General features: G+C 29.0%; 27 protein-coding genes. 11 read left to right on the top strand and 16 right to left on the bottom strand.

All coding sequences use genetic code 11. From position 1 onward, the window contains the following. Window position 1: 1 nt before the first annotated feature. The 3 genes from fdhD to VP91_RS00355 are packed head-to-tail and all read right to left on the bottom strand — an operon-like array spanning window position 2 to window position 1,815. Window positions 2-844, bottom strand: coding sequence for a formate dehydrogenase accessory sulfurtransferase FdhD (gene fdhD, locus VP91_RS00365; protein ID WP_169035468.1), 843 nt, complete (start codon window positions 842-844; stop codon window positions 2-4). Window positions 845-889: 45 nt separating this feature from the next. Next, window positions 890-1,375 carry an HPP family protein gene (locus tag VP91_RS00360; protein WP_169035467.1) on the bottom strand — a complete coding sequence of 162 codons (486 nt, stop codon included), beginning with the start codon at window positions 1,373-1,375 and terminating at the stop codon, window positions 890-892. A 29-nt stretch (window positions 1,376-1,404) separates the two neighbouring features. Continuing rightward, window positions 1,405-1,815, bottom strand: a complete 411-nt coding sequence (locus tag VP91_RS00355) for an iron-sulfur cluster assembly scaffold protein (RefSeq protein WP_169035466.1) — start codon at window positions 1,813-1,815, stop codon at window positions 1,405-1,407. A gap of 24 nt (window positions 1,816-1,839) precedes the next feature. Between VP91_RS00355 and VP91_RS00350 the strand changes: the two genes are divergently transcribed. From VP91_RS00350 to VP91_RS00325, 6 genes are read left to right on the top strand one after another with little or no spacing between them, the layout of a single operon-like run. Then, complete coding sequence (locus VP91_RS00350) at window positions 1,840-2,469, top strand: molybdenum cofactor guanylyltransferase (protein ID WP_248289189.1); 630 nt, start codon at window positions 1,840-1,842, stop codon at window positions 2,467-2,469. A 1-nt stretch (window position 2,470) separates the two neighbouring features. Then, window positions 2,471-3,715, top strand: a complete 1,245-nt coding sequence (locus tag VP91_RS00345) for a molybdopterin molybdotransferase MoeA (RefSeq protein ID WP_169035465.1) — start codon at window positions 2,471-2,473, stop codon at window positions 3,713-3,715. A 51-nt stretch (window positions 3,716-3,766) separates the two neighbouring features. After that, window positions 3,767-4,672 carry a DMT family transporter gene (locus tag VP91_RS00340; RefSeq protein ID WP_169035464.1) on the top strand — a complete coding sequence of 302 codons (906 nt, stop codon included), beginning with the start codon at window positions 3,767-3,769 and terminating at the stop codon, window positions 4,670-4,672. Between the two features lie 5 nt (window positions 4,673-4,677). Beyond that, entirely contained in the window at window positions 4,678-5,895 is a 1,218-nt protein-coding gene (locus tag VP91_RS00335; RefSeq protein WP_169035463.1) for an aminopeptidase P family protein, read from the top strand. 3 nt (window positions 5,896-5,898) lie between these two features. After that, window positions 5,899-7,014: a serine/threonine protein kinase gene (locus VP91_RS00330; protein ID WP_169035462.1), complete on the top strand. Its 1,116-nt coding sequence runs from the start codon at window positions 5,899-5,901 to the stop codon at window positions 7,012-7,014. Window positions 7,015-7,016: 2 nt separating this feature from the next. Further along, a complete protein-coding gene (locus VP91_RS00325) occupies window positions 7,017-8,066 on the top strand; it encodes a threonine aldolase family protein (RefSeq protein WP_169035461.1) in 1,050 nt (349 codons plus the stop codon). Here the strand turns inward: VP91_RS00325 and VP91_RS00320 are convergent. Then, window positions 8,063-8,290 (bottom strand): hypothetical protein, encoded by a 228-nt coding sequence (locus tag VP91_RS00320; RefSeq protein ID WP_169035460.1) that lies wholly within the window; start codon window positions 8,288-8,290, stop codon window positions 8,063-8,065. The two genes, VP91_RS00325 and VP91_RS00320, sit on opposite strands and share 4 nt — an antisense overlap. An 18-nt stretch (window positions 8,291-8,308) precedes the next feature. Next, window positions 8,309-9,115: a hypothetical protein gene (locus VP91_RS00315; RefSeq protein ID WP_169035459.1), complete on the bottom strand. Its 807-nt coding sequence runs from the start codon at window positions 9,113-9,115 to the stop codon at window positions 8,309-8,311. A gap of 196 nt (window positions 9,116-9,311) precedes the next feature. Between VP91_RS00315 and VP91_RS00310 the strand changes: the two genes are divergently transcribed. Then, window positions 9,312-9,518, top strand: a complete 207-nt coding sequence (locus VP91_RS00310) for a SlyX family protein (RefSeq protein ID WP_169035458.1) — start codon at window positions 9,312-9,314, stop codon at window positions 9,516-9,518. A gap of 16 nt (window positions 9,519-9,534) precedes the next feature. Next, a complete protein-coding gene (locus tag VP91_RS00305; RefSeq protein WP_169035457.1) occupies window positions 9,535-10,716 on the top strand; it encodes an NAD(P)/FAD-dependent oxidoreductase in 1,182 nt (393 codons plus the stop codon). Window positions 10,717-10,733: 17 nt separating this feature from the next. Here the strand turns inward: VP91_RS00305 and VP91_RS00300 are convergent, their stop codons facing one another. From VP91_RS00300 to rpsF, 11 genes are all read right to left on the bottom strand, one after another. Beyond that, complete coding sequence (locus VP91_RS00300) at window positions 10,734-12,011, bottom strand: MFS transporter (protein ID WP_169035456.1); 1,278 nt, start codon at window positions 12,009-12,011, stop codon at window positions 10,734-10,736. Between the two features lie 58 nt (window positions 12,012-12,069). Next, window positions 12,070-12,930, bottom strand: coding sequence for a DMT family transporter (locus tag VP91_RS00295; RefSeq protein WP_169035455.1), 861 nt, complete (start codon window positions 12,928-12,930; stop codon window positions 12,070-12,072). After that, window positions 12,927-13,853 carry a glutathione synthase gene (gshB, locus tag VP91_RS00290; protein ID WP_169035454.1) on the bottom strand — a complete coding sequence of 309 codons (927 nt, stop codon included), beginning with the start codon at window positions 13,851-13,853 and terminating at the stop codon, window positions 12,927-12,929. The genes VP91_RS00295 and gshB overlap by 4 nt, the downstream gene beginning before the upstream one ends. Continuing rightward, complete coding sequence (locus VP91_RS00285) at window positions 13,843-15,138, bottom strand: glutamate--cysteine ligase (RefSeq protein ID WP_169035453.1); 1,296 nt, start codon at window positions 15,136-15,138, stop codon at window positions 13,843-13,845. Before VP91_RS00285 ends, gshB begins: the two co-directional genes overlap by 11 nt. 65 nt (window positions 15,139-15,203) lie before the next feature. Further along, window positions 15,204-16,685: an amidophosphoribosyltransferase gene (gene purF / locus VP91_RS00280; protein ID WP_169035452.1), complete on the bottom strand. Its 1,482-nt coding sequence runs from the start codon at window positions 16,683-16,685 to the stop codon at window positions 15,204-15,206. Beyond that, window positions 16,639-17,184: a CvpA family protein gene (locus tag VP91_RS00275; protein WP_169035451.1), complete on the bottom strand. Its 546-nt coding sequence runs from the start codon at window positions 17,182-17,184 to the stop codon at window positions 16,639-16,641. The genes purF and VP91_RS00275 overlap by 47 nt, the downstream gene beginning before the upstream one ends. Before the next feature lie 7 nt (window positions 17,185-17,191). Further along, window positions 17,192-19,576, bottom strand: a complete 2,385-nt coding sequence (locus VP91_RS00270; protein ID WP_169035450.1) for an efflux RND transporter permease subunit — start codon at window positions 19,574-19,576, stop codon at window positions 17,192-17,194. A 43-nt stretch (window positions 19,577-19,619) separates the two neighbouring features. Further along, window positions 19,620-21,035: a replicative DNA helicase gene (locus VP91_RS00265; RefSeq protein WP_169035449.1), complete on the bottom strand. Its 1,416-nt coding sequence runs from the start codon at window positions 21,033-21,035 to the stop codon at window positions 19,620-19,622. 68 nt (window positions 21,036-21,103) lie between these two features. Then, window positions 21,104-21,562, bottom strand: coding sequence for a 50S ribosomal protein L9 (gene rplI / locus VP91_RS00260; RefSeq protein ID WP_169035448.1), 459 nt, complete (start codon window positions 21,560-21,562; stop codon window positions 21,104-21,106). Beyond that, window positions 21,563-21,838, bottom strand: a complete 276-nt coding sequence (gene rpsR / locus VP91_RS00255) for a 30S ribosomal protein S18 (RefSeq protein ID WP_169035447.1) — start codon at window positions 21,836-21,838, stop codon at window positions 21,563-21,565. Window positions 21,839-21,840: 2 nt separating this feature from the next. Further along, on the bottom strand, window positions 21,841-22,206 hold the full coding sequence (gene rpsF, locus VP91_RS00250) for a 30S ribosomal protein S6 (RefSeq protein WP_169035446.1): 366 nt from the start codon (window positions 22,204-22,206) through the stop codon (window positions 21,841-21,843). An 86-nt stretch (window positions 22,207-22,292) separates the two neighbouring features. On the opposite strand from rpsF, the gene fabD reads away from it, so the two are divergent. Genes fabD through VP91_RS00235 form a run of 3 tightly spaced genes read left to right on the top strand, consistent with a single transcriptional unit; the run spans window position 22,293 to window position 24,244 of the window. Then, the gene (gene fabD / locus VP91_RS00245) at window positions 22,293-23,225 is read left to right on the top strand and encodes an ACP S-malonyltransferase (RefSeq protein WP_169035445.1); all 933 of its coding nucleotides are present in this window, start codon (window positions 22,293-22,295) and stop codon (window positions 23,223-23,225) included. Beyond that, the gene (gene fabG, locus VP91_RS00240; RefSeq protein ID WP_211181486.1) at window positions 23,218-23,955 is read left to right on the top strand and encodes a 3-oxoacyl-[acyl-carrier-protein] reductase; all 738 of its coding nucleotides are present in this window, start codon (window positions 23,218-23,220) and stop codon (window positions 23,953-23,955) included. Before fabD ends, fabG begins: the two co-directional genes overlap by 8 nt. Window positions 23,956-24,004: 49 nt before the next feature. Further along, window positions 24,005-24,244 carry an acyl carrier protein gene (locus VP91_RS00235; RefSeq protein WP_169035444.1) on the top strand — a complete coding sequence of 80 codons (240 nt, stop codon included), beginning with the start codon at window positions 24,005-24,007 and terminating at the stop codon, window positions 24,242-24,244.

The raw sequence follows: 24,244 nt of genomic DNA, 5'->3' as shown, positions 1-24,244 counted from the left end.
TTTATTTTTTTATTATAATTCTTTCACTATTACTATAAATATTAAAGCTACCTTCTTTTACAAAGCCAACTAATGTCATGTCAAACTTATTAGCTAAATCTATAGCGAGACTGGTTGGCGCACCCACACCAATTAAGACACCTATATTAGCCATAAGAGCTTTTTGAACTAAATCAAAATTAAGTCGGCCAGAGCAGGTTAGAAATTGAGAGCTATTATCAAGTAAATTTTGTTTTAAAACGAATCCAATTAGTTTGTCTAAGGCATTATGTCGGCCTACATCTTCTTTTACAGCAATAATTTCTCCATTAGCCCTAAATAACCCGCTGGCATGAATTCCACCAGTTTTTGAAAACTCAGATTGCTTTTGTTTTAATATATCTGGAGATTTCATTACAATTTCATGATGTATTTTAGGTATAGATTTCAATATTTTATCTTTCTTAATAATTTCTAAAGATTCGAGAGAAGTTTTTCCGCACACACCACATGATGAATTAGTCAAAAAATTTCTTTTAATTTTATCGATGTCTATATTCTCTGAATTGTTTATTGTAATAATAACTTTATTTTGTAATTTATATTGTCCAACAGGTTCACCACTAGCTACAATATTTTCTATATGGCTAATTTTTTCAATTACTCTTTCATTAAAAAGAAAGCCAGTAACTAAATCCTCATCATCCCCAGGTGTTCTCATCGTAATGGATATAGTATTTTCTATCCAATTTTCTTTATCTTTATATTTGAGTATTATTTCCAATGGCTCTTCAATGGATATTTGATCACTAACCTCTTTCGAGTTATTAGATCTAAATTTTATGATTTTATAATTAGAATTCATTTAGCCAGTATATTTAAACTGGCTAAATTTGAAACAAGGAAAAGATTATTTTTTCCAACTACTTGGGTAGTTTTTCTTTAAAATGAAACGATTTAGAATAACTGCATAAACAATTATTATTATTGAACCAAAAATAATTGGGTTTAGTAAAAAATCATAAGAAACTGCACCTAGAATTATAACTATAGGATTTCCACCTGCTGGTGGGTGGGTTACACCAAGAAGTATCATTACAAAAATACCAAGACCTACAGCGATAGCTATTTGTAAAAATTGATCAACTGGAAGAAACATTAAAACTAACACACCAACTACAGATGTCACTAGGTGTCCAAAGAAAACATTTTTGGGTTGAGCAAAAGGACTTTCTGGATATCCAAAAAGTAAAACCATAGAAGACCCAAATGATCCAGCTAAAAACAATCCATAAGGAGTTTCAAAACTTAAGAATGAAAGGGTACCAATTGTGATTATTGAAAATATTAAAGCATATAGAGCTCTGTTAAAGTTTTCTTTTATCGTATTTATCATATTTTTTTATTTTTATTTTTATTGTTAGTTTAAAGTTTTAGGGCTTTTGAAAGAGTTTTAAAAGGAAGCAATAAACATTCTTTTCTAGAAATATTTTCTGGATTCATTATTTTTTTAAAAACTTTCAAATCTTTTATATTAATTTTTTTTAATTGTTCAAAATTTTCATCAAAGAAAAACTCAGCATTTGAGACAAAATCTGAAATTTTTTCTATTGGTGCTTGCATAACCCACTTTGAAAGTAAACTAACAGAAGCTTGGCAATATACACATGATCTGCATTGATATCCTATATCTTGAACTATATTGTCTTTAACTATTAAGCTAATTTCCATTTCATCACCACATAAGGGGTTCTTATTTTTCGATTGGTGTGTATGATTTTTAACTATTTTGTGGTTTTTTGTGTCAGATGCAATTTCTAAAATTTTTAAGTCCATTATAATTCTTTAATTAAGAGATTAATGTTTTATATTTTATTTATGGAAGATAACAATATTTTAGCTGTTGTGCTAGCGGGCGGAAAATCAAAGAGATTTGGTGAAGATAAAAACCAGACAAAACTTGGTGATAAAACATTGTTAGAGCATGTTTTATCAAAAATTAGTAATAGATATGAAGAGATACTTATTGTCTCAAGCCTCAGTTTAGATACAAAAAAAATAAAAAATGTAACAATAATTCCTGATTGTTTTGATGACTTTGGACCATTAGCAGGGGTTTTAAGTGCAATGAAATGGGTTAAAGAAAATCAAAAATCGTATCAATGGATTGCAACATTTCCATCAGACACACCCTTTTTTGAAATCTCAATTATTGATGAATATCAAAAAAGAATTAAAACGAAAGGTAGCTTGCTCTATTTTATTAAATCAAACAATAAAAGGCACAATATTTTTGGTTTATGGTCAATTAAATTATTAAAACCATTAGAAAATGATTTGATTAATAATAATTTTAGGAAAGTAGAGGATTGGGCAAATAAAATAGGAGTAAAAACAATTGATATAGAGCCTAAAAAATTTGATCCTTTTTTTAATATAAATACCAAAGAAGATTTAGAAGAAGCAAAAAAAATACTAAAAAAAAATTAAAATGATTAATTATAAAAAAGCTAAGAAAATTTTAATAAAATCAAAAATTAAAATTCAAGATGAAATTATAAAATCATCAAAGGCATTAAATAGAATTAATGTATCAGATATCTATTCAACTGTAAATTATCCAGCAGCTACAAATGCTGCATTCGATGGATTTGCCATTAATTCTAACGAAACAAACAAGTTAAATAAAAAAAACTCTCAAAACTTCAAAATTTTAAAAACTATATCTGCTGGAGATAACCCAATAATAAATAAAATTAAAAAGAATGTAACAGTTGAAGTGATGACTGGTGCACTTATACCTAGAGGCTTTGACACAATCATTCCTATTGAAAAAATAATTTTTAATAGAGATAAAAAATATATTCAAATAAACAAAAAAATAAAAAAAAACCAACATATAAGATTTGCAGGCTCTGATTATAAAAAGAAAGATTTAATAATAAAAAAAGGATCAATCATCCAATCAGCACATGTTTTGGCTTTTAAAACATTAGGAGTTACAAAGATAAAAGTTAAAAAAAAACCAAATATTTTATTTTTTTCAACTGGAAATGAAATTTCTAATAATAAAAAAATTGTTAATTGGAAAGTTAGAAATTCTAACAGTCATTACATAAATTCACTATCTAAAAATTTTATGTTTAATTTTATTGATGGTGGAATTTTAAGAGATAAAGACACAAAACTTTTTAAAAAGCAAATAGAGAAAAGTATTAAATCAAAAATAGATATTATAATTACTTCTGGAGCTGTTTCCGCTGGAAAATACGACTTTGTTCCATACGTTGTTAAAAAGTTAAATTTATCTAATTTTTTTAAAGGAGTTTTAATAAGACCAGGCAAACCAATTCTATTTGCAAAATTAAAAGGTTTTGAAAAAGCAATATTTGGCCTTCCTGGAAATCCTATTTCATCTTCAGCTTGTTTTAGATTTTTTGTTTATCCTTATCTCCTTAATATTCTAGGTGTTAAGGCTGAAAAACCATTTAAAGCTAAACTGAAAAATGATTACTCTAAAAATAAAGAAATAATTCGATTTTTAAAAGCAAGACTAACTTCAACCAAAGATGGAAAATTAGAACTGGAGGTTTTAAAAGGTCAAGAATCCTTCAAAATTAAATCATTTGTTCAGTCAAATGTATGGGGTCTATTTAAAGATGGACAGTCTAAATTTAAAAAAGGAGAGTTAATTGATTGCTTTTCTGCCATTGGACCAAACAAAAATTTTTTTTGAATAGAGCTATTTTTATTGTAGTGCAAAATAATTAGCATTAAATATCTAATAATGATTGAATTAAAAAACGATAAAATAGCCATACCTGTTGTTTTAATGGCTGGTATAATTTGGTCTTTTGGTCCTTTAGTAGTTAGATATATGAACGATCCAAATTTAGTTCCTTGGCAGTATATTTTTGCTCGTGGATTAACAATTTTTTTAGTAATTAACTTGTATCTTTTTTTTGAAGAAGGAAAAAATTTTTATAAAAATTATTTTAGAATAGGAATATCAGGTATTATTGGTGGTACTGGACTTGGGGTTGCTATGATCACATTTATATATTCAATTACCAATACAAGTGCTGCTATTACTTTACTTTGTTTGGCAGCAATGCCATTTTTTACTGCGTTATTAGGTTTTTTATTTTTGAAAGAAAGAATATCAATTAATGTTTGGGTAGCAATTATTATTGCAACTGTTGGGATTGTAATTATAGCTTTGGGGAATACTCAAAAAAGCTCTCTACTAGGTCTTGTATTTGGAATGATTTCATCAATTGGTTTTTCAGTTTTTTCAGTAACCTTAAGATGGAGAAAAGAAACACCAAAATTTACTACAGTTGCTTTTGCTGGATTTTTTTGTGTTGCAGTTTCAGTAATAATTATTTTAAGTAATGATATGGTTTTTTTATCAACGAGTTATAATAGTGCTTTATTTTCTTTTCATGGAACTTTAGTCTGTATGGGTTTGATTTTATATTCCATAGGGTCAAAAGCTATACCAGCAGCAGAGCTTACCTTACTATCACTAATGGAAGTTATTGGTGGAATTTTTTGGGTGTGGGTACCATTTTTAGGAATTAATGAAATACCTTCAACTAATACTATTATAGGTGGTTTCTTTCTTTTCATGTCTATTATTTATTATAGTCTTACTATTAAAACCAATAGAAGATTCATTGCATTAAATTAATTAAGATGGAAAGACCAGATTTTTTTACTCTCAAAAATGGCGATAAAGCAAAACTTCCTTTTACAGATCAAGAATACCAAAGAAGATTAAATAATTTAAGAATCATAATGAGTAAAAATAATCTAGATATGGTTATTTTAACTTCAATGCATAATATTGCTTATTACACAGGCTTTATCTATTGTTCTTTTGGAAGACCTTATGGTTGTGTTGTAACTTCTGATAAAATCTCAACAATTTCAGCTAATATAGATGCCAGTCAACCTTGGAGAAGATCGCATTGTGATAATGTGATATTTACTGATTGGAAAAGAGATAATTTTTTAAAAGCAATAGTTTCAATTGTAGGTAGAGATGAACCACCAAAAAACATTGGTATTGAGAACGATCATGTAACTTTAGACATTAAAGAAAAACTAATTTCTATTTTTACATTTTCAATCTTCAGTGATGTGTCAAAGAGTTTGATGCAACTTAGAATGATTAAGTCAGCTGAAGAAATAAAAATTATTAAAAATGGAGCAAGAATAGCTGATCTTGGAGGCGAGGAAATAAAAAAACATATTAAGGTTGGAGAAAGTGAGCTTGAAATTGCAATAGCAGGAAGAGATAAAATGGAACGTGAAATTGCAAAAACATATCCTAATGCAGAATACATGGATACCTGGGTTTGGTTTCAATCAGGACTGAATACAGATGGTGCACATAACCCAAAAACTAATAGAAAACTAAAATCAGGAGATATTCTATCTTTGAATACATTCCCTATGATTTCTGGGTATTATACGGCTCTTGAGAGAACTCTTTTTATTGATAACGTCGATGATGCATCCTTGAAAGCTTGGGAAGCAAATATTAAAGTTCATAAAAGAGGTTTGGAATTAATTAAACCAGGTGTAAAATGTTCCAATATTTGTCATGAATTAAATGAACTTTTTGCGGAACTTGGTTATCTCCACTACCGAACATTTGGATATGGTCACTCATTTGGTGTATTATCTCATTTTTACGGAAGAGAAGCTGGATTAGAATTGCGAGAGGATGTTGACACTGTTTTAGAGGAGAATATGGTTGTTTCTATGGAACCAATGATCATGATACCTGAAGGCACTCCAGGAGCAGGTGGTTATAGGGAGCATGATATATTAGTTTTAGGAAAAGATAGTGTAGAAAATATTACCAAATTTCCTTTTGGTCCAGAACACAATATTATTAAATCATAAATTATGAGTAAAATAAAAACTATAGTTAATAGTTGGAATGAATGGGATCCTTTAAAACATGTAATTGTTGGTAAAGCAGATGGAACTTGTATTCCTGCACCGGAACCAGCATTAGACGCCAAGGTTCCAGAAGACTCAGATATGCGTGGTCAATTTGGACCAAGAACAAAAGATACAGTTGATAAAGCAAATCAATTGCTTGATAATTTTTCCAACATATTAATTAAAAGAGGTATTAAAGTAGACAGACCAGACCCAATTAATTTTAATCAAAAAACTTCAACACCAGATTGGGAAGCAGACACAATGTTTGGATGTATGCCTCCAAGAGATGTTTTATTAACAGTAGGAAATGAAATTTTAGAGGCTACGATGAGCTATAGATGTAGATGGTTTGAGTATCTTTGTTATAGGCCTTTATTAAAAAAATATTATGATGATGATCCTAATATGAAACATGAGTCAGCTCCAAAGCCAAGATTAACTGATGCAGATTATAGAAAAGATTATCTATCTGACAAAATAGGAATTCAAAAAAGACTAAAATGGACCGAAGATAAATTTTTTGTAACCACAGAAGAAGAACCTTTATTTGATGCTGCTGATGTTTTAAGATTTGGTAAGGATTTAGTTGTTCAACATGGTTTTACTACAAACTTAAAAGGGATTGATTGGCTTAAAAGACATTACAAAGATCATAGAGTTCATGCGGTCAATTTTCCAGGTGATCCTTATCCAATTCATATAGATGCAACGTTTACACCAATTAAAGAGGGTTTGATCATTAACAACCCCCAAAGAAAACTTCCAAAAGAACAAAGAAAACTTTTTGAAAATAATGGATGGGAAATTATTGATAGTGCACAACCAGCACACAATGAGCCACCACCATTATGTTATTCTTCAACTTGGCTTTCGATGAATGTTTTAGTGTTAGATCCAAAAACAGTTTGTGTTGAAAAAAGTGAAGTATATCAAGCTGATCAATTGGATAGATTAGGAATGGAAGTTATCCCAGTAGACATGAGAGATGCTTATGCATTTGGTGGAGGATTACACTGCTGCACAGCAGATGTTTATAGAGAAGGGGAGTTAAAAGATTACTTTCCAAAACAATAGTTATGGCAAAAATTAAAACAAAACGAGAGCGTGTTAAATTTGCCTCTGATAATGTAGCGGGTGCATGTCCTGAAGTTTTAGATGCAATCATAAAAGCTAATGAAGGAGACAGCACTCCATATGGTAATGATGAGTGGTCAACGAACTTACAAAATAAGTTTTCTGAAATTTTTGAAAAAGATGTAATTGTTTATCCAACTGCGTCAGGTACAGCCGCAAATGCTTTAGCTTTATCAGCAATGACACCAGTTTTTGGAAGTATTTATTGTCACAAACATTCACACATCAATACAGATGAATGTGGAGCTCCTGAATTTTATACAGGGGGTGCAAAACTTGTACCTTTAAATGGAATTAATGGAAAATTTACACCAGAAGAGTTATCCGAAAATATTGGGGGAGCTGGTATCGTACACCACACACAACCTTCTGTAGTGAGTATTACTCAATTATGTGAAACAGGTGAAGTTTATCAGTTAGATGAAATTACAGCTATATCTGAAACTGCACATAAACATAATCTAAAAATGCATATGGACGGGGCAAGATTTGCTAACGCATTAGTCTCACTTGGTGCAACTCCTGCTGAAATGACATGGAAGTCAGGAATAGATGTTTTATCTTTTGGTGCTACAAAAAATGGATGTATTGCTGCAGAAGCGATTATATTTTTTAAACCAGAATTAGTAGGAAACCTTCCTTTCTTAATGAAAAGATCAGGCCATTTGCTTTCAAAGATGAGATTTGTTTCAGCTCAACTAGAGGCTTATATATCAAATGATATTTGGTTAAGAAATGCAAAACATGCAAATAAGATGGGAAAAAAATTAAGTGAAGGCTTAAAATCAAATTCAAATATTGAATTAGCTTATCCAACTGAAGCTAATGAAGTATTTGCTAAATTTCCAAAACCTATTATTAAGCATCTGAATTCAGAAGGTTATAAAATGAATCAAGAAGAGCTAGATGGAAAAGCGGTAAGACTTGTAGCTGCTTGGAACACCAAAGAGAGTGATGTTGATCAACTTTTAGAAACTCTTTCTAAAAGCTAGCTTGGATTTTCTTTAAGAAATTGAATATATTTTAAAACTTCATTAAATTTTTCATCAGGGATATCTTTATAAGAGTTACCAAACTTCTCTTTGACACATATTGCAACATGAGCGTATGGGTTACGGCCCTTAGGATGATTTGGGTGGTCGGGTAATCCACTTAGTAAATAATCGCCAGCTTCCTGTATCGTTTTCCACAGTTTACTTGCGTTTTCTTTGTTCACCTTAACTAAAATTGTTTTTTAATTTTCTTTAGATTTGTCAACTTCAAAAGCTTCAAGTTTAGAAATTAATTCATCTTGTAAACTTTTATCACCTTGTTCTTCTATAACTTGCCTTAATCGTGCTCTTTGTTTTATTCTATTATCTTTTAATTTTTCTTCTTCTAATCTAAGTTTCTGCTCTTCATCAAATCTATCTTCCCATTCTTTTATTCTTTTTGCCTCTAAATCTTTTTTTAATTCTTCATCCTGATCTTTTAGCTTTTGTTCCTTAAGTTTCTTTTTCAATTCTTTTTGATCTTTCTTTTTTTGATCTTCTTCTCTTATCTTAAGATTAATATCTTTTCTTGACTGTTCTTCTTTGGTTAAATTTAATTGAATTTCTATTTTTTTAAGCTCTTTCTGTAATTTATTGAGCTCATCTCCTTTTATTTTTAAACCAGTTTCACCCTTTTTTAATTGTTCATTTTTAAATCTTAATTCGTCTTGTTTTAAAAATTGTTCTTTATCTTTAATTTTGAATTCTACATCTTTAACTCTCAAATCATCGTCTTTTAATTGAAGTTGCTGATCTTTTTTTCTCAACTCTTCATCTTTTCTTCTATAAAAATCATCTTTTTTCTTATTTTCTTCTTCTTTAACCTTCAATTCTTTTTCTTTTAACTTGATTTTTTCTAATCCTTTTTTGATTTGATCTTCTCTAAGTTTAATCTCTTTTTTTTCATTATTTTTTTGTTTTTTTTTAAAATTATCGTAAACTTTATTTAATAATAAACCTATTTTCTTTGGCTTATTTGTTTTTGTTTTTTTTTTTTTATTTTTAATCATTTTATATAAATTTAATTCCATCAAAATCTCACGAAATAGACAACTATAAAATTTTATTTATTTTTTTATATGTGTCTAAAATGAGTTACAACTTATGAGTGATTATTATTCATAACAATCACCAGTTTACTATGTGATATTCCATAGTTAATAGAGGTTTTCTTTACTCAAAACTAACTATAATTTATCAAAAAAAATGAAAAATTTAATAAAAAGATTGGAGGAACAAGTAGCTTTTCTTCAAAATGAAATGTCACAGATGAGCAATGAGCTGTACTGTCAACAAAAAGAAATATCAGTTTTAAAAAAACAATTCTTAAATTTTGAAAAAAGAATTAATGACTTAGAAATTGGTAATGAAGCAGGTGTGGTTATGGAAGATAAAAAACCACCCCACTATTAACCAATTATCAATATTCATGACAGAAAAATATGATGTTATTATAGTTGGAGCGGGTGCAGCTGGAATGATGAGTGCTATAGAAGCTGGCAAACGTGGACGAAAAGTACTTTTAGTAGATCATGCAAAAAAAATAGGTGAAAAAATTAGAATATCTGGAGGTGGTAGATGTAATTTTACAAATATTCACACACATCCAGACAAGTTTATTTCAAAAAATCCAAATTTTATAATTTCTGCCTTAAAACAATATACTCAAAATGATTTTATAAGATTAATAAAAAAACATAATATAAAATTTCATGAAAAAAAATTAGGTCAACTTTTCTGTGATGAGAGTGCACAACAGGTTATCGAAATGTTGTTGCTAGAATGTAAAGAAGCAAATGTAATTTTAAAAAAAGATATGAAAATTAAAGATATTGATAAAAAAGATGATAAATACTTTATTACAGTTGATTCTGATAAATATTTAAGCGAATCATTGATTATTGCTACAGGAGGTTTATCCATCCCTAAGATTGGAGCAACACAATTTGGCTATGATGTTGCAAAAAAATTTAATTTAAAAGTTGTTGAAACATTACCAGCATTAGTTCCCTTAACTTTTAATGAAAAAATACTTTCTATATGTAAAAAGCTTACAGGATTATCTATTGAAACTGTTGTTTCATTCAAAAAAGTATTCTTTGAAGAAGGAATGTTATTTACTCATAGGGGATTAAGTGGACCATCTATATTACAAATTTCTTCTTACTGGAAATTAGGAGAGAATATTAGAATTAATTTGTCCCCAAAACTGGATGTTGCTAAGTTCATAAATGATAAAAAAAATATTAATCCCAAGCAAGATATAAATATTATTATTTCAGAGCTTCTCCCTAAACGGTTGGCTCATATAATTTGTAATGAAAATAATGTTAGTGGAAACATATGTGAAATATCAAACAAAATATTAGATCGATTAAGTGACTCAATTAATACTTGGGAAATAAAACCAACAGGATCTGAAGGTTATAGAACAGCAGAAGTTACCTTAGGAGGTATCGACACTAATGAAATTTCCTCTAAAACAATGATGTCGAAGAAACATCCTGGATTATTCTTTGTTGGTGAAGTAGTTGATGTAACTGGTCATTTAGGTGGTTATAATTTTCAATGGGCCTGGTCCTCTGGTTATGTGGCAGGTCAGCATGCTTAAAGATTATTTGATAGAGTCTATTCTGGTTTTTTTGTCTCTTCAATAGGCTCTGTTGTAGGGTTTAATTCAATTCCAGCTGGTGTAATAGTTGAAGGCATAGCAACGAATTGAGAATCTGGATTTTCAACTGTTTCCCTTATGTTCATTCTATAAATACCAAATACCCCGATTAGACCATGAAAGAAAAGTAAGAATACAAAAAAACCATTTGAACCAACTATGTTCATAAAAATAGAACAAAGAAATGGGCCACCCATTGCACCCACACCAAATGTAAACTGTATTCCAGCTCCTGCTGCTACAAATTTTTCTTTTGGAATATAATCATTTGTATGAGCACAAATTAAAGAAAACATTGGTAAGCTACAAATAGAAAAACAAATTAAAAAAATAAAAAACCATATTTTGCTTGTAGCAAGTTCACCAGGTAAATACATTTGACCTGATGCCAAAATAGCAAACAAAGCAAAAATACATGCACCAAAAGTTGAAATTACTATTACTTTTCTTCTGTCGTATTTATCAGAAAGTTTTCCAATAGGATATTGTGAAATAGCACCAGAAATTGCTAGTAGAAAAGTTACAAGTGATATCTGGAATATAGTAAAATTCATCGATGCTGAATAAACTGCTAACAATGTGAAGAGTGCTGATTGAATAGTTCCATAAAAAAATGCGCTTACCACACCAAAAGGTGAAGTCTCATAAAGTTCTTTTAAAGGCATACCTTTAATCTTTTTAAATGTAGGTGGTTTTTTTTTAGTTAATAAAATTGGTATAAGAGCAATAGATGTAATGATTGAAATTAATATGAAAGGTTCATAATTTATAGGATTGCTAAAATTTAATAAAAACATTCCTATACCCATTGAGCCATATAAAACAACCATATAGATAGACAAAACACTTCCCCTATTTTTATTGTTGGACCTATCATTTAACCAACTCTCAGCAACAGTATAAATACAAACCATACTTATTCCGGTTAAAACTCTTAGTATAAACCAGATATATGGATTAATAAAAACGGAGTGAACCAAGATGACTAAAGAAGCTAAAGATGCAAAAGCTGCAAAAACTCGGATATGACCAACACGAGATATAAGACCAGTAATTGATGTTGTGCCAATAAAGTACCCAACAAAATACCCTGACATCATAAAACCAGTGGATGCTAGACTAAATTCTTCTCGCACTGCTCTTACCCCTAGGAGTGAACTCTGATATCCATAGGCCATCATTAAAAAACCCATACCTAAAAATAATGCCCAGGAATTTTTTAAAACTTTATTCATAAAATTGACCGTATCTATTTGCGATTTACTTGCAAATCAAGTCTTTATTATGACAGATTTAAGAATTTTTTAATTTGATGAAAGAGTGAATTGCTATAGCAGTAATAATTACAACCCCACCCTGGATAGTTTCAAGACTAGGCTGCTCCTTAATGATTAACCATACCCATATAGGTCCAATAATTGTCTCTAATAAGAAAAATAAGTTTACTTCTGCAGCAGGAATAAATCTTGGAGCTATAGTTACTAATACAAAAGGTATAGCAACACACATAATACACATTAAAGGGACAATGATTAAATCACCATTTGTTAAAGCAAAACTTTCAATAAATAGCAGCGCAAATAGAGCTACAATTAATTTCCCAACAACAGCTGCAGGAATTAGATTTCTATCCTTAGCAGATCTAATAGTAACAGCACCAACAGCTAAACCTAGGGCAGTTACTAAGCCCAAAACATCACCATAAAAATTGCCAATTTGTATTGAGTCATAGAATATATATATTGCAGCTGTAAAAGTTATAAATATTGTGATCCAAGTCTTTCTATCAGGTAATTCCTTTAAAAATAAAGCACCAAGAAAAGCAGATAACATAGGTGCCATAGCAATCATGACCAATGTATTTGCAACATTTGTATTTTGTATAGAAACAACGAAGGTGATGTTCGTTACTGAAAAGGTTCCTATATAAAGCAGCCCATGATACCCACTTGAAAAAAGCATCTTAAAGAAGTTTAATTTATAAATTATTAACATTCCTAGAAAAACTGTAATAAAAGGAATTACTCCTCTATAAAAAACTAGCCCCCAGGTGTCGACATTAGAAAGTCTAATAAATAAAGAATCTGGAGTGATAAACATTACTGCAACGAATGCTAATAAAGACCCTTTTTGTTGTTCAGTTAAATTTTTCAAGCCCTTAATTCTTTCCAGAAAACTTTAGCAAGATTGATCCCAGATAAATCAAATAATGTTTTTAATCCAGTAGGTGAGGTGACATTAATATCCCCATTAAGTTTTTGATCAATAAAATCAATACCTGCAAAAAAAATATTTTCTTTTTTTAAGTTTTTTGCAATTAAAATTGATATCCTTTTTTCTATATTAGTTAATTCAATATTAATTGGTTTAGCACCTTTGCTCATATTGCTTAAAAAAGATCCTTTTTTAGGAACTCTTGATATTGCACCACATACTTTTCCATTGATTAAAAAAACTCGTTTATCTCCTTTACTAATTTTGTATAAATATTTTTGACACATAATGTGATCATGTTTCTTAATAAATTTTTTAATAAATCTTAAATTTAAACTATCTAATAAGTGAATATCGTTACCACTATAGCTGTGAATAGGCTTTATAATTACTTTTTTATGAGTTTTAAAAAATTTTTTAATTTCATCAATATTTTGAGTGAAAATAGTTCTAGGCATAAACTTTTGATATTTAGCAGAATAAAGTTTTTCAGAGATATTTCTTATTGATGTGGGATTGTTAATAATTTTAACCTTATCTTTGATAGTATCTAAAATGTAAGTTGTTGAAATATACTCAAGATTAAAAGGAGGATCTTGACGAATTAGGATATATTTACAATTCGAAAGATCTAATTTCTGTTTTTTTAATATCTTAAAGAACTTTTTTTGACTATAATTAAACTTGATAAAAAATCCTTTGGCGATAACTTTAGAATTAATTATCGATAGATCTTTAGGATCATAATAAAATATTTTGTACTTTTTATTCTGAATCTCATGGGCCAGAAAAACACTCGTATCTGTAGTAGGGTTTAACTTTGAAGGATGATTTCCTTGGATAGCAATTATTTTATTTATCATATAAATCATTTAAATTTTCATTTTTAGAAAATTCACTAATCATATGATCTGCGTTTGTTGTTTTATTATCAATTATTTTTTCTAAATGACCCAAGTAATGTGTTTCGTTATATCCACCTTTACCAATTATATCTCTACTTTCTAAGCCTTTTTTTGAAATTTCTAATAGTATCGATGTCCAATAGAATAAATCTTTACCCATCAATTCTGTATTGAAACCTTTTTTTGGAGCTTCAAGATATGCATTTATAATCTTATTTTTATCCCATTTAGAAATTAGATCATATGCTTCATCTAAGTTTCCATATAAAATTCCAGTATTGAAAGCAGGTCCAGAACACAAACATTCCCACCCACATGCATCCATTGATCTAAGTTCTATGTATTTTTTTAGTCTATTTTCTGTAAAGATTGTACTTAAGTGAGTGGTCAAATCATTTTCAGTAGGTAGTTTATTTTCTAATTCTTTAATTTTACCATTCATAAAATCTGAAAATAAATATTTTTTTCCAGAAATATATTCTTTATCTTTTTGAATAAATAATATTGGGAAATTTATTGCAAAATCTGCATATTTTTCAAAATTCATATTTTCAAAAAAAGCTTCAGGCAACCCGCCTCTAGATGTATTTTGCCAAACTTTAGACCTATAAGAGAGATAGCCACTATTTTTTTTTTCTACAATTGATGAGTTTGCAAATAAAGCAATTGAAATAGGGACAATAGAATTTGCTACCTTAAACTTTTTAACAAAGTCTTTTTCAGAACTGTAATCTACATTAAGTTGTGTCCCACAAGTTCGGTACATCATGTCTAAACTTAATTCACCACCATTAGGCATATCTTTTGTCATTACTTCATATCTTTGTTTTGGATTATTAGGAACTTCTGAAATTTTAGAAATTGGATCAAATCCAGCACTTACTATTTTTAAATCCAATCTTTTTATAACTTGTTTAATTTCAAATAAGTAATTTTGAGCTTCAGAGCACGCTTCATGAATGTTGTTTAATTGATCTCCAGAAAGTTCAATTTGATTTCCAGGTTCCAGAGTAATACTTTTACCACTTTTTTTAAGACCAATTACATTCTTATTTTCTAAAATAGGTTTCCAGCCAAATTCATATAAACCTTTGAACATTTTAAGAATTATTGAATAATCGACTCGTTTATCTTTATTTTGATCAAATAAAAATTTTTCATGTTCGATACCAATTTTGAAATCTTTAGTCTCTCTGATGCCAGATTTGAAGTAATTAATTATTTGTTCCTTATGAGTAATCATTGATTTATATATAGTGATATAATGATTATTTTAAAGTCATTTAAACAAACTTTACTTTGTTTATTTTAATTTCCTGAAGCTGTACTTAATAATGATAGTTGAGTTATCTTATCATCACCCAATTCATCAATTGGTTTTACAGGGTAATCTCCTGTAAAATAATGGTCAGTTAATTGAGGGTAAGTGTTGTTACGTTTTTCAAAGCCTATTGCTCTATACAGACCTTCAAGTGATAAAAAATCTAAAGATCTAGCGCCAATGTATTCACAAATTTCATCATTAGTTTTGTTAGCAGCTAATAGCTCTTTTTTTGTTGGCGTATCCACCCCATAAAAGTCTGGGTATCTTATTTCAGGACAAGCAATTTTTACATGAACTTCCTTTGCACCAGCATCATAAAGCATTTTAACAATTTTATAAGAAGTTGTTCCTCTCACTAAAGAGTCATCTATCAAAATTATTCTTTTATTTTTGATTGTAGACTGATTAGCATTTAGTTTTAACTTTACACCTAAACTTCTAATTTTTTGACTGGGTTCTATAAAAGTTCGTCCAACATAATGGTTTCTAATTAAACCTAATTCAAAATTAATTCCTAAGTGTTGAGCAAATCCAAGTGCTGCAGCATTTCCTGAGTCTGGTACAGGTACTACTATGTCTGCACTAATTTTGTTTTCTTTAGCAAGTTCAATTCCTAAATTTTTTCTATGTTCATAAGCAGACTTTCCATTTATCAAGCTATCTGGTCTTGCAAAATAAATATACTCAAAAACACAGGGCCTAACTTTTCTGACAGGGAAGGGTTTGAAACTCCTTAACTCATTATTTTCAATCAAAACAACTTCACCATTTTCAACATCTCTTATATATTTCGCACCTATAATATCTAAAGCACAAGTTTCTGAAGCAAAAACATAACTATCTTTTATCTTACCTATAACCAAAGGTCTTATTCCATATGGGTCTCTAACACCTATTAAAGTGCTCTGTGTAAGCATAACTAATGCGTAGCCACCTTGAATTTGAAATATTGCATCAATAACTTTATCAACAGTTTTATTTCTTTTTGATTTAGCAATTAACTGAACAATTGTTTCAGTATCTGAAGTTGTGTAAAAAATAGCACCATCTTCAACTAGCTTATTTCTAAGAGTAACAGAGTTGGTTAAATTTCCATTGTGTGCAACACCAATACCACCAGCGTTAGTATCTGCAAAAAAGGGCTGAATATTTCTAAGGGTATTTTCACCTGTTGTGCTGTATCTGTTGTGACCTATTGCATGGTTTCCAAGAAGATTTTTTAAAACCCTCTCTTTATTAAAGTTATCTCCAACCAAACCAAATCTTTTTTCTGAATGATATTTTTTTCCATCAAATGATACAATCCCACATCCTTCCTGACCTCTATGTTGAAGTGCATGAAGACCTAGAGCAGTTAAGGCAGCAGCATCAGCATTATTGCTTATGCCAAATACACCACATTCTTCCTTAATTTTTGGATTATAGATCTTCAATTTTTTCTTTAGAATCCTGATATGTTTTTTCATTAGGAAAAACTTTTATTAGATAAATACTACCTTTTTCTATGTATGGAAAGCTGTATGATTTGTTGGTATTAATTGGCCATTTACTATAATTATAGACAATATCTACTGCAGAAAATAAACAAACACAAATTACATAACTCCTAATAAAACCAAAAAATAACCCAAAGATAGAATCAAGCCTTCCAAGTCCAACAAAATTAATTGTTCTACTTATTCCTTTGTTTACAACTAATATTATAAAGACCACTAAAACAAAAATAGTCACTCCCAATGTTACATCAAGTAAATATTCGCTATCAATTATATTTTTAAAATAAGGTTTGATTTTAGGAAATAAAATTAGCGTTATAACGTAAGCTAAAAGCCATTTTGAAGCTGAGAGTAGACTTAAAATAAATCCTTTATTATAACATTTAATCACAGATAAAATAGTGATGATTAAAAATATTAAATCTATAACTGAGATTGCTTCATAAAAGTCCTTTAAAGCATCAAGCATGTTAATTTTATTTCCCGAAGGGTTTACTTATTAAAATAAGAGAAGGAAGAAGAGTTAAAACAGAAATCATAGCAAGTAACATTGCTATACCTGTAAATATACCAAAATAGATAGTGGGTATAAATTTTGAAAAAACAAGAATAGAAAAACCAAATACAATTGTGATAGATGTATTAAGTATTGCAACACCAACAGTAGAATGACAAGTTTTTAAGGTTTCGTTATAGTTTTTGTTTTTTGAAAACTCTTCTTTGAATCTGTAGATATAGTGAATACTGTTATCTACTGCAATACCAATAGTAATTGCTGCTATTGTAATAGTCATCATATCCAAAGGTATTCCTAGTAGGCCAATAATTCCTAAAATAAAAAAAGCAGCAATGAAGTTTGGTACTACTCCAATTAAAGATAGCTTAATGTTTCTAAATAAAATTATAAACATCACAAAAATCCCAATCATTACTAGTCCCAATGTCAATATTTGAGATTTAAAAAGACTTTGAAGTAAATTGTTAAATAGAATTAAAACACCAGCAAGTTTAAACTCTTCTTTATTTAATTTTAATTTATTTTCTAAGTCGTAATTTATTTGATTTATTAAATCATTTCTCCGTAAACCATCTTGAGAATCTATAATTCTTAAGCTTATTCTAGCTTCGTTATCCTTGATAGAAATATAAGGATTTATAATATCTTTTTTTATACTTTCAGGAATTTTTGAATAAAGAACACCCATTTCTAGTGTTCCTAAGGGTTTATTGTTATTTAATTGAGTTGCAACTTCTATAATAGAACTAAAAGATAAAACTTTTCCAACAGCTGGTAAACTGTCTAAATAGTTGTGAACTGCTTGAATTTTATCAATCTTATCTTTTGTAAACCAATATTTTTCATCATCTTGACTTTCACTATCTTCCCAGTCTTCAAATTCATCATCTTCATCTGTCTTTACTTCTACATTATCCGAAAATTTTAAAATAACTTCTAAAGGAGTAGTGCCACCTAAATTTTCATCTATAAGCTTCATGCCTTTATATATTTCGGTATTTTTATTAAAGTAATTTATAAAACTATTCTCCACTTCAAGGCGACTTATACCAATAACACTTAAGATAATAACTAGTGTGGTAATTATAAAAATAGAATTTTTATTATTTGTAGCAATTTTTCCAAAAAAATAAGTAATTTTTGAGTCATTTTCTTCTTTAATCTTTATATTATTACTAGACATGAACCCTAAAAGCGTAGGAAGTAGACTGAATGTGATTACAAAAGATGTAATTAAACCAAGTGTCATCATCCAACCAAAATCTATAATGGGTTTAATACCACTAAAAATTAAAGATAAGAAAGCACATACAGTTGTAAGAACTGTATAAATAATTGGCCAAAACATTTTTTTAGTTGTCATCGAAATAATTTCAAAGTTATCCAAGCTTGGAAAGTCACTTCTTAATTGTAAAAAACGAGTACTCATATGAATATTCATTGCCATAGTTAAAATTAGCATTAGCGCAATAAAGTTTGATGAAATAACAGTAACTTTCCAACCTAAAAGACCAAGAAGACCCACCATAATTACAACTGAAAAGAAGCAACTGCTGATTGGTACTATAATCCAAATTACTTTTTTAAATATAAACCATAGTGTTACAATTATAAAGAGAAGAACACCTAAACCAAAAACAATTATATCGCTTTTAATAAATGACATCATGTCATCAGCAATCATTGGAATACCCCCCAAATAAACTCTTCCAATATCTTTGTAACTTTTAATTACTTCTCTTATTTGATTAATGTTTTCATGATTTTTTTTCTTTAGAGTTTCTTTAAATAATTCTATTTCCTTTTCTGTCTTATTCTTAACATCTTTTAATTCATCTTTTTTGATATAAACAATTATACCGCTTGTTTTACCGTCTTCACTAATAACAAAATTTCTAAAGACTGGGCTATCGAGTATTTCTTTAAATCCTCTTTCTGTGTCGACATTTTTATCTTTTAATGTTTTAAAGCTTTCTAATCTTTCTTGTAAAGGAGCTTCAGAGTTGTTGAGTAAGGGAATATCTAATAATGTAATAACACTATGAACCCAGTCTAAACTTTGAATTTTATACTTCAAACTTAAAAGGTTGTTAATTGAAGATTCCGAAATCATTCCCTCATTAGGAGTGTAGGTTAAAACTAAAAATTCTTTTGAGCCATACCTCTGGGTAATTTCTTTTAAATATTCAAGATCTGGGTCTCCTTCAATTAACAGGGTATCAGAAGAAGCATCCAATCTAAAGTCTTTAGAGAAATAACCAAAACTTAATAATGTAATTAAAAGTAGTATAAAAATTGACTTAGGATTTTTTAAGACAGCGTTTTCATAAAAATGAGATAACATTAATACTATTTATATTAGATAATAATTAATTTGAGTATCTTTATTATTTCTGTAAATCTTTAAATTTAGTAAACATTTCTTCAAACTCTAAGTCAATATTCCCTATTGGGCCGTGTCTTTGTTTAGCAATCATAATTTGGGCCAAATGTGCGATCTCACTCATTTTTGCTTGCCATTCAGCATGTTCAACAGTTGCGGCCTGTGGTTCTTTTCTTTGCAAATAATAGGCTGCTCTATAAACAAACATTACAACATCAGCATCTTGCTCTATCGAACCTGACTCTCTTAAATCTGATAATTGGGGTTTATGATCATCTCTTTGTTCTACAGCTCGAGACAACTGAGACAATGCCACGACTGGAACTCTTAACTCTTTGGCGATTGCTTTGAGACCTTGGGTTATTTGTGAAATTTCCTGAACTCTTCCATCTCTATTATTAATAGAGCCTGTCATTAATTGAATATAATCTACAATAATCATTTCCAAACCCCACAATCTTTTAATTCTTCTTGCCCGGTTACTCATTGCAGCAATACTGATGGCTGGAGTTTCATCTATAAACAAAGGAAGTTCAGATATATTTTTTGATGTTTCTATAAATTTATCAAATTGTTCATCAGAAATTTTTCCTCTTCTTATATCATTTGATTTAATTCTAGCTTGTTCTGCCAAAATTCTAGTTGACAATTGTTCTGATGACATTTCTAATGAAAAAAAAGCTATTGAAGATTTTTTTCCATTTTGAAGAAGTTTTTCAGCAGCATGAAAGGCTATGTTAGTTGCCAGAGCGGTTTTTCCCATTGAAGGACGACCTGCGATAATAATGAGATCAGAGTTATGAAGACCTCCAAGTCTATCATCTAAGTCGGTCAGACCCGTCGGTACACCTACAATCCCCTCTTCATTTTGGTAAGCAGTTTTTGCCATTTCTATCGTTAGTTTCATAGCTTCATCAAATTTAACCAAAGAAGAATTGAAAGACCCTTTTTCAGCAAGATCAAATAACAATCTCTCTGAATTTTCGATTATATTTTGTCCATTAGCATCAAGAGTATTTAGTTTTGCAGCATCAATTGTATTTTCAGATATTTTAATTAATTCTCTTCTTACAAACATATCATAAATAATTCTTGAATATTCTATTGCTTGTCTCGTCGGCGTAGAAAATTTTGTAACTTTAACTAAATATTCAGGTACATTTAATTCATCTTTTTCATTTTCAAAATAATTTTTTAAAGTGATTGGGTTTGCAAGCATGCCTTTATAAATCAGACTTTCGATTGCTGAAAAAATACTTTGATGCATGGGATCGTAAAAGTTCACGCTAGAAATAATAGTATTTATTTCATCAAATATTTCATTTTGAACTAATATCGATCCAATTACAGCTTGTTCAGCTTCGATATTATTAGGAAGTTCTTTAAAGGTGTCTTTAACAATGCTTAGATTATTATCCATTAATAAATTTTAACTTAAAATAAAATTTAAGAAAATAGCAAATTTATGTTGGGGAAAAAATTGTATAATTATTGAATAGTTTCTGACGTAATTACATTGATTGTAATTTCTGATTCTATTTCGGAGTGTAAAATAATTTTTACTTTAAATTTTCCAAGTGATTTAATTTCAGTTAAAGGTTGAATCATTGATGGTTTAATATCTAATTTTTCATTTTCTTGTATCAATTTTGAAATTTCTGTTGGTTTAACAGAACCGTAAAGCTCTTTATTTTCGGTACTTAACTTTTTAATTGCAAACTCTTTATTATTTATTTGTTCTGAAATTTTTTTTGCTTCCTTTTTTTTGTCAGCATCTTTTTTTCCTAATTCAGTTTTAATTTTTTCAACTTCAGCAATATTTTCTTTAGAAGCATAAAGAGCTTTTTTATTTGAAATTAAATAATTTCTTGCAAAACCTCTTTTTACATCTATGACTTCTCCTATTGAGCCAATTCTTCTTAAATTTTCTAAAAGTATAACTTTCATTTATATCAACGCTAAGTTTCTAGCTCTTTTAATAGAAAGAGACAATTCTCTTTGTTTCTTTTGACAAACATTTGTAATTCTTGAAGGTAAAATTTTACCATTTTCAGACATATATTTTTTGAGTAATTTTATATTTTTATAATCGACCTCTGGGGCGCCCTTTAATGACAATGGGCACGATTTTTTAAATTTATATTTGTTTGGTTGAAATATACTTAGTTTTGCAAAATTGCTTTGGTTACCTCTTTTATTTCCAACTCTTTTTTTTGATGGCATAATTAACCTTTATTATAATCTTTCTTATATTCTTTCTTTTCAAATTCTTCTTTTTTTAAAAAATATTTTGCCTCTAAATCAAACTTTTTAACTTTAACAGTCATATATCTCAAAAGGTTTTTATCGATAATTTCATTTTTTTCTAATTCTGCAATAATTTTTCCTGAACCCTTTATTTTGAAGTGTATGTAGCTTCCTTTTCTATTTTTTTTTATATCATAGGCTAAATTTAATAGCCCCCATTTTTCAGTTTGAACTATTTCACCTTCATTTTTCTCAACAATTTTAGAATATTTTTCTGTTAATTGTTTAATTTGAGCTGGACTTGTGTCTTGTCTTGCTACAATCGTATGTTCGTATAAATTCATAATTGTTCTTTAATAAAAATTGAGGATATACTATTATAACAATTGAATTACAACACTTAAAACCATTATAAAATTTAAATAATTAAATGTTTTCTGTTATTTTTCCAGGTCAGGGCTCACAATTAGTTGGTATGGGTAAGGACTTTCATGAAAAATACTCTCTAGTCCGTGAATTATTCAATGAAGCAGACGACACATTAGGTTTTTCATTGTCAAATCTTATTCTTAAAGGGCCTAAAGAGGATCTAGATTTAACAGAAAATACTCAGCCGGCTATATTTTTAATAAGTTACTTAATATTTAAACTGATTAAAAAAGAATTTAACATTAATCTAAATAAAGCAAGTTTTTTTGCGGGACATTCGCTTGGTGAATATTCAGCACTAGCCTCAGCTGAAGCGCTATCATTTTCAGATACTTTAAAGATATTAAAGATAAGAGGAAAGGCCATGCAAAGTTCGGTGCCCAAAGGAGTGGGTGGAATGGTTGCGGTGTTAGGCTCTGAAATTGAAACTGTAGAAAAAATTATAAATGAAAATAAAAATAATTATGAGTGCTATATTGCTAATGACAATTCTTTAGGTCAAATAGTACTAAGTGGAAATATGCAGGATTTAGAAAAAATGATGGTTGACCTTAAGTCTGCAAATATTAAAAATATTAAACTTCCTGTAAGTGCACCATTTCATTGTAAATTAATGAACAAAGCAACACTTATAATGCGCGAAGAGATAGCAAAATTAGATTTTAAAGAGCCTAAAAATATTTTAATTTCTAATGTAACTGGAAAAGAAATAATAAATTCGAATGAATTAAAAGATTTATTAGTTCAGCAAATCGAAAGTAGAGTTCGTTGGAGAGAAAGTGTTTTGTTAATGATGAATAAAGGTGTAAATCAATTTATTGAAATAGGACCAGGTAAAGTTTTGTCAGGTTTAATAAAGAGAATAGACAAAAGTGTAAAAGTTAGTGCAATAAACACAGAAGAAGATATAAAGTTAATTAATATTAATGACTAGCTTAAAAAATAAAAGAATTATAATCACAGGTGCATCAGGTGGAATTGGCCAGTCGATAGTTGAAAAGCTACACAAAAATGGTGCTAATATTTTAGCAACTGGTACAAGAATTGAAAAACTTGAAGAATTAAAGTCAAAATTTAACAATATTGAGATACTTAAATTTGATATCTCCCAACACGAAAAGATTGAAGAATTTATAAACAATGCAACAGAAAGTTTAGGTGGATCACTTGATTGTATAATTAACAATGCTGGTATCACAAAAGATAATTTAACAATTAGAATGAATTTAGAGGAGTGGACAAAGGTTATAGATATAAATTTGACCTCAACTTTTTTAATGTGCAAATTTTCTATAAAAAAAATGCTTAAAAATAAATGTGGAAAAATTATCAATATTACTTCTGTAGTTGGACATACAGGAAATGCTGGTCAGGCAAACTATACAGCTTCAAAAGCAGGAATTGTTGCTATGTCAAAAAGTTTAGCAATAGAGTATGCTAAAAAAAACATAAATGTTAATTGCATATCACCTGGATTTATAAGCACTGCAATGACAGATCAAATTGACGAAAAGCACAAAGAATTAATAATTGCTAAAATTCCATCTAATAGATTGGGCAAACCAGAAGATATAGCAAATGCAGTGGTTTTTTTAAGCTCTGATCAATCAGACTATATAAATGGCGAGACATTACATGTAAATGGAGGCATGTATTTGGGTTGACAAAGTCACTTTTTAAACTAATAACGAAATATAACTAAAAAGGAACAATATGTCAGATGATATTTCAAGCAAAGTTAAAAAAATTGTTGCAGACCATTTAGGGATTGATGAAGCAAAAGTTCAAGAGGACTCGAGTTTCATTGATGACCTTGGAGCTGACAGTTTAGATACAGTTGAATTGGTAATGGCCTTTGAAGAGGAGTTTGGATCTGAGATTTCAGACAGTCAAGCTGAAAAAATCCTTACCGTTGGTGATGCAATTAAGTTTATTGAAGGCAAGGCAAATTAA

This window comes from Candidatus Pelagibacter communis, from assembly GCF_012932795.1.
Classification (GTDB): Bacteria; Pseudomonadota; Alphaproteobacteria; order Pelagibacterales; family Pelagibacteraceae; genus Pelagibacter; species Pelagibacter ubique_S.
The sequence above is the reverse complement of the archived record's forward strand: the minus strand, read 5'-3'. Positions and strand labels throughout refer to the sequence as shown.